The organism is Ramlibacter aurantiacus, from assembly GCF_016722895.1.
GTDB lineage: Bacteria > Pseudomonadota > Gammaproteobacteria > Burkholderiales > Burkholderiaceae_C > Ramlibacter > Ramlibacter aurantiacus.
The window spans coordinates 871,731-881,235 of sequence record NZ_JAEQNA010000001.1 but is presented as its reverse complement, the minus strand read 5'-3'; the positions used below and the strand labels follow the sequence as shown (position 1 = coordinate 881,235).

Here is a 9,505-nt window from a genome sequence, read left to right as displayed (position 1 = left end):
AGGCTTTAGCAAGCGAAGGGTAACCGGCTAGTCTGCCCAGGGAACTTGCCGGGTACTGAAGCATTTCTGACAAAAGTTGAGTAAAGACCTCAGGGATAACCCGTGCCTACGAGGCCAGCAACTGCCCGGCAATCTCGCGGATCAACTCCTGGGTGGATTGCTGCGTCAGCGTGGTCGGGCGCTGCGAACTCACGGCCATCGACAGGTGGCTGCGAAAGCGGGGGTTGCCGATCGGCCGCATGTCGAACGCCTGTGGCCGCCCCGAGGTCTGCACCGCGTTGCGTGACAGCACGGCGCAGCCGGCGCCGTCCACCACCAGTTCGAGGATGGCGGCCACCGCATCGATTTCCAGCGCGATGCGCGGGCGCAGGCCGAGGTCGGCCAGGGCCGCCTCCACCTGCATGCGGATGGCGTTGGGGCGCGTCGGGATGACCAGCGGCAGGTCGGCCAGTTCACGCAGCGGCATGGCGCGTCGCAGGCCGCGCGCACCGCCCCGACCGCGGGCCTGCACCAGGAACAGGTCTTCTTCGACCAGCGGCGTGAGATCGACATCCGACGCCGGCGTGGCGTTGTAGACCAGCGCGATGTCCATGCGGCCCGTGGCCAGTGATTCGCGCATGCCGCTGGACAGGCCTTCCATGATGGACAGGCTGGCCTCGGGCATGCGGGCATGGAAGGCCCGGATCAGGGGCACGGCCAGTACGCGGGCAATGCTGGGCGGCAAGCCGACGGCCACTCGTCCGGCCAGGCCGCCGCGCACCCGGCCCAGCTCCTCGCGGGCGCGTTCGACCTGGTGCAGGATGCCCCGGCCGTGCTCCAGCAGCAGCTTGCCGGCTTCGGTGGGCTGCGCGCCGCGGCCGTTGCGCACCAGCAGGTTCTGCCGCAGCTCCACTTCCAGCAGCCGCACCTGCCGGCTAAGGGCCGGCTGCGCGACATCGAGCGCGATGGCCGCGCGGGTGAAGCTGCCCAGCTCCGCCACCCGCACGAAATACTCGATCTGCTTGAGGTCCATGGACTTGCACGTTGGCGAATAGCTAGGCTTGGATTATGCCAATTCGTTATAGCTGCTAGTGCCCGCGTCGGGTTCCCCTGCAACGGTGCCCGAAGGAGAATCCCGGGATGCCCTCAGACAACCCCGCGCCCATCCGCGGCATCTCCTCCATGGCCACTCGCCAGCTGCTGGCGGAGCTGACCGCCGGTTTCCAGCAGCGTTCGGGGCGGCGAGTCGAGTTCGAATCCGTGGGCGGCGTAGACGCCGCCAAGCGCGTGCAGGCCGGTGAGGCCTTCGATGTGGTCGTGCTGGCTTCCGACGCCATCGACAAGCTCGTCGCCAGCGGACACCTCATGGACGGCAGCAAGGTCGACCTGGTGCGCTCGGGCGTGTCGGTGGCGGTGCGCAGCGGGGCACCCGTGCCCGACATCGGCTCCGAAGATACGCTGCGCCAGGCCGTGTCGAATGCACGCACCCTCGGGTATTCCACCGGGCCGAGCGGCGTGGCCTTGGCCAACTTGTTCGAGCGCTGGGGGATCGCGCAGCAGGTCCGCGAGCGCATCATCCAGGCGCCGCCCGGGGTGCCGGTGGCCAGCCTGGTCGCCAAGGGCGAGGTCGAACTGGGCTTCCAGCAGCTCAGTGAACTGATCCACGTGCCCGGCATCACCATCGTCGGACCGATGCCCGGGCCCATCCAGATCACCACCATCTTTTCCGCCGGCGTGTGCACGAACTCGGCCCAGGTCGCCGCCGTGCGGGAGATGCTGGCGTACATGAATTCGCCCGAGGCCGAAGTGGCCAAGCGGCGCCAGGGCATGGAGCCCGCCTAGACAGAACCCAGGACCCAGGAGAGAACCCCATGATCATCGATTGCCACGGCCACTTCACCACCGCGCCGAAGGCGCTGGAAGACTGGCGCAACCAGCAGATCGCCGGCATCAAGGATCCGGCCAGGATGCCCAAGGCCTCGGACCTGAAGATCAGCGACGACGACCTGCGCGAAGCCATCGAGACCAACCAGCTCAAGCTGATGAAGGAGCGCGGCAGCGACATGACGCTGTTCTCGCCGCGCGCCAGCTTCATGGCCCACCACATCGGCGACTTCGACGTGTCGGCCACCTGGTCGGCCATCTGCAACGAGCTGGTGTACCGCGTCAGCACGCTGTTCCCCGACCACTTCGTTCCGGTGGCCATGCTGCCGCAGTCCCCGGGCGTGGACCCGGCCACCTGCATCCCCGAGCTGGAGAAGTGCGTCAAGGAATACGGCGCGGTCGGCATCAACCTCAACCCCGACCCCTCGGGCGGCCACTGGACCAGCCCCCCGCTCACCGACCGCCACTGGTACCCCATCTACGAGAAGATGGTCGAGTACGACCTGCCGGCAATGATCCACGTGTCGACCAGCTGCAATGCCTGCTTCCACACCACGGGCGCGCACTACCTCAACGCCGACACCACCGCCTTCATGCAGTGCGTGCAGGGCGACCTGTTCAAGGACTTCCCGACGCTGAAGTTCCTCATCCCGCACGGCGGCGGCGCGGTGCCCTACCACTGGGGGCGTTTCCGCGGGCTGGCGCAGGAGCTGAAGAAGCCGCTGCTCTCCGAGCACGTGATGAACAACATCTTCTTCGACACCTGCGTCTACCACCAGCCGGGCATCGACCTGCTCAACACCGTGATCCCGGTCAAGAACGTGCTGTTCGCCTCCGAGATGATCGGCGCGGTGCGCGGGATCGACCCGACCACCGGCCACTACTACGACGACACCAAGCGCTACATCGAAGGCAGCAAGCTGCTCAGCGTGGAAGACCGCCACCAGATCTACGAAGCCAATGCCCGCCGAGTCTTCTCGCGGCTGGATACCCGCCTCAAGGCCAAAGGACTGTGAACATGTACGAACTCGGCGTTGTCTATCGCAACATCAAGCGGGCCGACCGCGCGGCGGCCGATGGCCTGGCCCGGTACGGCTCGGCCACGGTGCACGAGGCCATGGGCCGCGTGGGCCTGCTCAAGCCCTACATGCGACCCATCTTCGCTGGCGCGCAGGTGTCGGGCACGGCCGTCACCGTGCTGCTGCATCCGGGGGACAACTGGATGATGCACGTGGTGGCCGAACAGATCCAGCCGGGTGACATCGTCGTGGCCGCCGTCACCTCGGAGAACACCGACGGCTTCTTCGGCGACCTGCTGGCCACCTCCTTCCAGGCTCGCGGCGCGCGCGCCCTGGTCATCGACGCCGGCGTGCGTGACGTGAAGACCCTCACCGAGATGAACTTCCCGGTGTGGAGCCGCGCCATCAGCAGCAAGGGCACCATCAAGGCCACCCTTGGTTCGGTCAATATTCCGGTGGTGTGCGCCGGCATGATGGTCACCCCGGGCGACGTGGTGGTGGCCGACGACGACGGCGTGGTCATCGTGCCCGCGGCCCATGCCCAGAAGGTGCTCGAGGCCGCCGCCGCACGCGAGGCCAACGAGGGCGAGAAGCGCGCCAAGCTCGCTTCAGGCGTGCTCGGCCTGGACATGTACAAGATGCGCGAACCGCTTGAAAAAGCCGGGCTGCGCTACATCGACTGAGGGAAGGCGCAAGCGATGAGCAAACCTACCGCCGGGGGCTTCACCAAGACCTCCAACTGGCTCGACTGGTACGAAGGCCCCAGCAAGCCGCGGTTCAAGCTGCCACCCGGCAGCGTCGATGCGCACTGCCACGTCTTCGGTCCCGGGGACAAGTTCCCCTACGCTCCCGAGCGCAAGTACACGCCTTGCGATGCGTCGGCCGAGCAGCTGTTCGCGCTGCGCGACTACCTGGGCTTCGAGCGCAACGTCATCGTGCAGGCCACCTGCCATGGCGCCGACAACAGCGCCCTGGTCGATGCGCTGAAGAAGTCCAACGGCAAGGCGCGCGGCGTCGGCACCGTCAAGCGCAGCGTGGGCGATGAAGAACTCCAGTCGCTGCATGCCGCCGGCGTGCGTGGCGTGCGCTTCAACTTCGTCAAGCGCCTGGTCGACTTCACGCCCAAGGACGAGCTGATGGAGATCGCCTCGCGCATCGCCCCGCTGGGCTGGCACGTGGTCATCTACTTCGAGGCGCAGGACCTGCCCGAGCTGTGGGACTTCTTCACCAGCCTGCCCACCACCGTGGTGGTGGACCACATGGGCCGGCCCGACGTCACCAAGCCGGTGGACGGCCCGGAGTTCGAGTTGTTCATGAAGTTCATGCGCGAGCATGACAACGTCTGGAGCAAGGTCAGCTGCCCCGAGCGGCTGTCCGTCAGCGGCCCTGCCGCACGGGATGGCGAGCGCAACGCCTACCGCGACGTGGTGCCGTTCGCGCGCAAGATCGTCGAAACCTTCCCCGACCGCGTGCTCTGGGGAACCGACTGGCCGCACCCCAACCTCAAGGACCACATGCCGGACGACGGCCTGCTGGTCGATTTCATCCCGCACATCGCAACCACGGCCGAACTGCAGAAAAAGCTGCTGGTGGACAATCCGATGCGTCTTTACTGGAGCGAGTGATGCCTCTCGACAAACCCTACCTCGACGTGCCCGGCACGACGATTTTCGACGCGGAGCAGAGCCGCAAGGGCTACTGGCTCAACCAGTTCTGCATGTCGCTCATGAAGGCCGAGAACCGCGAGCGGTTCAAGGCCGACGAGCGTGCCTACCTGGACGAATGGGCCATGACCGAAGATCAGAAGCAGGCCGTGCTCGACCGCGACCTGAACCGCTGCATCGCCCTCGGTGGCAACATCTACTTCCTGGCCAAGATCGGCGCCACCGACGGCAAGAGCTTCCAGCAGATGGCGGGCAGCATGACCGGCCTGACCGAAGAGGAATATCGCAACATGATGCTCAAGGGCGGCCGCTCGCCCGAGGGCAACCGATCCACGCAGGAGAAGAAGTAATGGCGCGAATCCAAGCCAGTGTCTACACCTCGCACGTGCCGGCCATCGGCGCGGCGCTCGACCTGGGCAAGAACGGCGAAGCCTATTGGCAGCCCCTCTTCGCCGGGTATGAGTTCTCCAAGAAGTGGATCAAGGAGAACCCGCCCGACGTGGTCTTCCTGGTCTACAACGACCATGCCACGGCCTTCAGCCTCGACTTCATCCCCACCTTCGCCATCGGCACCGCGGCCGAATTCCACGTGGCCGATGAAGGCTGGGGCCCGCGCCCGGTGCCCACCGTCAAGGGGCACCCCGAGCTGGCCTCGCACATCGCGCAGTCGGTGATCCAGCAGGACTTCGACCTGACCATCGTCAACAAGATGGACGTGGACCACGGGCTCACCGTGCCGCTGTCGCTCATGTACGGCCAGCCCGAGGCCTGGCCGGCGCCGGTGATCCCGTTTGCGGTCAACGTGGTGCAGTACCCGGTGCCCTCGGGCCAGCGCTGCCTGAACCTGGGCAAGGCCATCCGCAAGGCGGTGGAGAGTTTCGACCAGGACCTGAAGGTGCAGATCTGGGGCACCGGCGGCATGAGCCACCAGTTGCAGGGCCCGCGCGCGGGCCTGATCAACAAGGAATGGGACAAGGCCTTTCTCGACCAGATGATTGCCGACCCTGAAGGCCTGGCCAAGAAGCCGCACATCGACTACGTGCGAGAGGCCGGCTCCGAAGGCATCGAACTGGTCATGTGGCTCATCGCGCGCGGCGCGATGGGTGACCTGGCCGGCAAGTCCGCGCCCCGCGTGGCGCATCGCTTCTATCACGTCCCCGCATCCAACACGGCCGTGGGCCACCTGATCCTGGAGGAACAACAATGACGATCAAAGTCGCGCTTGCCGGCGCCGGCGCGTTCGGTGTCAAGCACCTGGACGGCATCAAGAACATCGACGGCGTGGAGGTCATCTCCCTGGTCGGCCGCGAACTGGACAAGACCCAGGAAGTCGCCAGCAAGTACGGCATCAAGCACGTCACCACCAAGCTCGAAGACTCGCTGGCCATCCAGGAAGTCGATGCGGTGATCCTGTGCACGCCCACGCAGCTGCATGCCTCGCAGGCCATCGCCTGCATGAAGGCCGGCAAGCACGTGGAGGTGGAGATCCCGCTGGCCGACAGCCTGAAGGACGCGCAGGAAGTGGTGGCGGTGCAGAAGCAGACCGGGCTGGTCGCCATGTGCGGCCACACCCGCCGCTTCAACCCCAGCCACCAATACGTGCGCAACCGCATCGTGGCTGGCGAGTTCAACATCCTGCAGATGGACGTGCAGACCTACTTCTTCCGTCGCACGAACATGAACGCCGCCGGCCAGCCGCGCAGCTGGACCGACCACCTGCTGTGGCACCACGCCGCGCACACGGTGGACCTGTTCCAGTACCAGACCCGCAGCAAGGTGGTCAAGGCCAACGCCATCCAGGGGCCGATCCACCCCCAGCTGGGCATCGCCATGGACATGAGCATCCAGCTCAAGGCCGAGAACGGCGCCATCTGCACGCTCAGCCTGTCGTTCAACAACGATGGCCCGCTGGGCACCTTCTTCCGCTACATCGGCGACAGCGCGACCTACATCGCGCGCTACGACGACCTGTACAACGGCAAGGACGAACAGATCGACGTCTCCAAGGTGGACGTGTCGATGAACGGCATCGAACTGCAGGACCGCGAGTTCTTCGCCGCCATTCGCGAGAAGCGCGAGCCGAACTCCAGCGTGGCCCAGGTGCTGCCCTGCTACGAAGTGCTGCACCAGCTCGAACAGCAGTTCTGAGCCAGCCGGTCCCCGCGGCACAGGGGGCCTGTGCGGCCCTTCCCGAGCGGAAGGGCCTTTTCATTTGACCCTCTCATGGGAGCGCTGATGCAAACACGACAGATCGGCCCGTTTACCGTTTCCGCCATCGGCCTGGGCTGCATGAATCTCAGCCACGCCTACGGCACGCCGCCGCCGCCGGAGCAGGCCGAGCGGGTCCTGCTCGCCGCCCTCGACGCCGGCGTCACCTTGTTCGACACCGCCGCGCTGTACGGCTTCGGAAAAAGCGAAACGCTGCTGGGCCGCGTGCTCAAGCCGCATCGCCAGCGCTTCACCCTGGCCAGCAAGGGCGGCATGGCCGGCGTGGCAGGCAGCGACGGCGTGACGCGCCGCGTGATCGACGGACGTCCCGAAACCCTGCGCCGCAACTGCGAGGACAGCCTGCGCCGTCTGCAAACCGACGTCATCGACCTGTACTACCTGCACCGCTGGGACAAAAAAGTGCCGGTGGAAGACAGCGTGGGTGAACTGAGCCGCATGGTCCAGGAAGGCAAGGTCCGCACCATCGGCTTGTCGGAGGTCTCGGGCGCCACCATCCGCAAGGCGCATGCGGTGCATCCCATCACGGCGGTGCAGAACGAGTATTCGCTCTGGAGCCGCAACTCGGAGATCAGCGCCCTGGCCGCCTGCCGAGAGATCGGCGCCGCCTTCGTGGCCTTCAGCCCGGTGGCGCGCGGCTTTCTGTGTGACGCCGTGCACGACGTCGACGCGCTCGACGCCAAGGACATCCGCAAGGCCATGCCGCGCTTCGAGCCGGCGAACTTCGCGGCCAACCTGCAGTTGCTGCCGGGCTACCGGGCGCTGGCGCAGGAGGCCGGCTGCACGCCGGCCCAGCTGGCGCTGGCCTGGCTGCTGCACAAAGACGCGGCCATCGTGCCGATTCCGGGCACCACGAACGTGGACCACCTGCGCGAAGACCTGCGCGCGGTCGACGTGCGGCTCGACGCCTCGTTGATCCAGCGGCTGGAGGCCCACGTCAACGACCACACCGTGGCCGGCAACCGCTACGCGGCGCAGGCCCGCACCGAGGTGGACACCGAGGAGGTCTGAGCGGGAACGGGTCGGGCGCGCGGGTTACGCAGGGTGATACCTGCACGCCTGCCATCACCATGCCCGCCACTGTTCCTCTCGCCAGCCTCAGATCCAAGGCCGTCCGGCCGCCCAGCCATGAGGCAGGCCCGGCGGTTGCCAGCTCTGAATTCACCACCACGCTGTCCAACGGCCATTCGGTTAAATCCATCAGTTCCCAGTCCATTGCCGAGCTCGCCGCGCTGGCCCAGGGGAACAACGAGGAGGCGATCGAACTGCTCCTCAACATCGCTGGCGGCAACGAGCTGGCAGAAGATGCCAGCCGTCGCCTGCTTTCCCTCTACGCCACCTCGCGTCGGCCCGATATCAGGGCTTCGATCGAGCAGCAGGCCGACGCCCTTTTTGCGCTGGAGAAGCTCTCGGCACCAAGACCGGACAAGAAAGACAAGGCAGACAAGACGGCCCCGCTTGTCAGCGTGCCTGCGAGCTTGCTGTACCTGGCGGGCGTGCACGCCCGGGAAACGAAGGCGACGAACCGGGCGACAGAGATCGAGGCGAAGCTGCAGAGCCAATGCTTTCCCGCAGGGGTTGCGAGCGAGCGGCTGCTCGAGAAGGATCGTTTCATCACCTCGGATGAACTCCTCGTTCGCACGCGCGGGTTCAGGCAATGCCCGGTGCACTCGGTGCTGCTGGAGCACGGCAACGACAACTTTCCAGAACAACTGAGAATTGCCGTCGCGGCCGGCTTGCCCAGGTCCGTGTTCGTCAACGTAAACGGCAACCACTGGGTCACGCTGGTGCTGCGGGCAAACCGCGAAGACGCCAGCAAGCTCGACGTGCTGTGCTTCGACAGCAATGCCCGCATACCCGAGGGATCCATGCACCGTCTCGAAACGGCCTGCGAAGAAGCCGGTCTGCCCATCGCCACATGGGTGACGGAAGGCGGCCTGCTGCAGGAGCACGCGCCCCACTCCTGCGGCGCCTACGCCGTGTGGGTGGCGCAGGTGTCGGATGAGCTGTCGGGCGCGGACGAGGACTGCCGGCTGGAAGAAACCTTGAGCACCCTGCGCGTGCACTGGGAGAGATCCGGGGCCGACGATCTGCACGCCTTGGTCATCGCCGAGCGCGCTTTCATGCTGCAGTGCCTGGCCGACACCCGGCCCCGCGAGCCTGCCGTTCGGCTCGACCGCTGACCCACCTCAGGCGAATTCCCTTTCGTGCATCCACGCCGCGTGCTTGGGCGCGCGCCGGGTGCGTGACCACTCCTCCAGCATCTCCACCTTCACCTCGTCCAGCCTCCGGTACATCTCGGGCGTGCCGGTGTTCGCCGCCAGCTCGATGCGGTGGCCGTTGGGGTCGAAGAAATAGATCGACTTGAACAACGTGTGGTCGGTCGGCCCGAGCACCTCGATCCCCGCTTCTTCCAGCCGTGCCTTGCTCGCCATCAGCTCGTCCACGCTCTCCACCTCGAGGGCCAGGTGCTGCACCCACTCGGGCGTGTTGCCGTCGCGGCCCATCGGAGGTGACTTGGGAATCTCGAAGAAGGCCAGGATGTTGCCGCCGCCCGCGTCCAGGAACACGTGCATGTACGGGTCGGGCTCGTGGGTCGAGGGCACCTGGTCCTCGGCGATGGCCAGCACGAACTTCATGCCCAGGTGCTTGCCGTACCACGCCACGGTTTGCTTGGCGTCCTTGCAGCGGTAGGCCACGTGGTGGATCTTTCGAATGCTCATGGTCGTTCTC

General features: G+C 66.2%; 11 protein-coding genes. 9 read left to right on the top strand and 2 right to left on the bottom strand.

The window, feature by feature from the left end:
- Positions 1-106 precede the first annotated feature (106 nt).
- Positions 107-1,012 carry a LysR substrate-binding domain-containing protein gene (locus tag JI739_RS04080; RefSeq protein ID WP_201682543.1) on the bottom strand — a complete coding sequence of 302 codons (906 nt, stop codon included), beginning with the start codon at positions 1,010-1,012 and terminating at the stop codon, positions 107-109.
- A 107-nt stretch (positions 1,013-1,119) separates the two neighbouring features.
- On the opposite strand from JI739_RS04080, the gene JI739_RS04075 reads away from it, so the two are divergent.
- The 9 genes from JI739_RS04075 (at position 1,120) to JI739_RS04035 (ending at position 8,955) form a co-directional block, all read left to right on the top strand.
- Positions 1,120-1,821 (top strand): substrate-binding domain-containing protein, encoded by a 702-nt coding sequence (locus JI739_RS04075; protein WP_236589053.1) that lies wholly within the window; start codon positions 1,120-1,122, stop codon positions 1,819-1,821.
- 29 nt (positions 1,822-1,850) lie between these two features.
- The gene (locus tag JI739_RS04070; protein ID WP_201682542.1) at positions 1,851-2,879 is read left to right on the top strand and encodes an amidohydrolase family protein; all 1,029 of its coding nucleotides are present in this window, start codon (positions 1,851-1,853) and stop codon (positions 2,877-2,879) included.
- A 2-nt stretch (positions 2,880-2,881) separates the two neighbouring features.
- Positions 2,882-3,565, top strand: a complete 684-nt coding sequence (gene ligK / locus JI739_RS04065; RefSeq protein WP_201682541.1) for a 4-carboxy-4-hydroxy-2-oxoadipate aldolase/oxaloacetate decarboxylase — start codon at positions 2,882-2,884, stop codon at positions 3,563-3,565.
- A gap of 15 nt (positions 3,566-3,580) precedes the next feature.
- Positions 3,581-4,507, top strand: coding sequence for an amidohydrolase family protein (locus tag JI739_RS04060; RefSeq protein WP_201682540.1), 927 nt, complete (start codon positions 3,581-3,583; stop codon positions 4,505-4,507).
- Entirely contained in the window at positions 4,507-4,896 is a 390-nt protein-coding gene (ligA, locus tag JI739_RS04055; protein ID WP_201682539.1) for a protocatechuate 4,5-dioxygenase subunit alpha, read from the top strand. Before JI739_RS04060 ends, ligA begins: the two co-directional genes overlap by 1 nt.
- Positions 4,896-5,753 carry a class III extradiol dioxygenase subunit beta gene (locus tag JI739_RS04050; RefSeq protein WP_201682538.1) on the top strand — a complete coding sequence of 286 codons (858 nt, stop codon included), beginning with the start codon at positions 4,896-4,898 and terminating at the stop codon, positions 5,751-5,753. Before ligA ends, JI739_RS04050 begins: the two co-directional genes overlap by 1 nt.
- Entirely contained in the window at positions 5,750-6,694 is a 945-nt protein-coding gene (locus tag JI739_RS04045; RefSeq protein WP_201682537.1) for a Gfo/Idh/MocA family oxidoreductase, read from the top strand. The genes JI739_RS04050 and JI739_RS04045 overlap by 4 nt, the downstream gene beginning before the upstream one ends.
- Positions 6,695-6,781: 87 nt before the next feature.
- On the top strand, positions 6,782-7,783 hold the full coding sequence (locus JI739_RS04040) for an aldo/keto reductase (protein ID WP_201682536.1): 1,002 nt from the start codon (positions 6,782-6,784) through the stop codon (positions 7,781-7,783).
- 59 nt (positions 7,784-7,842) lie between these two features.
- Positions 7,843-8,955 (top strand): hypothetical protein, encoded by a 1,113-nt coding sequence (locus JI739_RS04035; RefSeq protein ID WP_201682535.1) that lies wholly within the window; start codon positions 7,843-7,845, stop codon positions 8,953-8,955.
- A gap of 6 nt (positions 8,956-8,961) precedes the next feature.
- On the opposite strand, the gene JI739_RS04030 is transcribed toward JI739_RS04035, so the two are convergent.
- The gene (locus JI739_RS04030; protein ID WP_201682534.1) at positions 8,962-9,495 is read right to left on the bottom strand and encodes a VOC family protein; all 534 of its coding nucleotides are present in this window, start codon (positions 9,493-9,495) and stop codon (positions 8,962-8,964) included.
- Positions 9,496-9,505 lie beyond the last annotated feature (10 nt).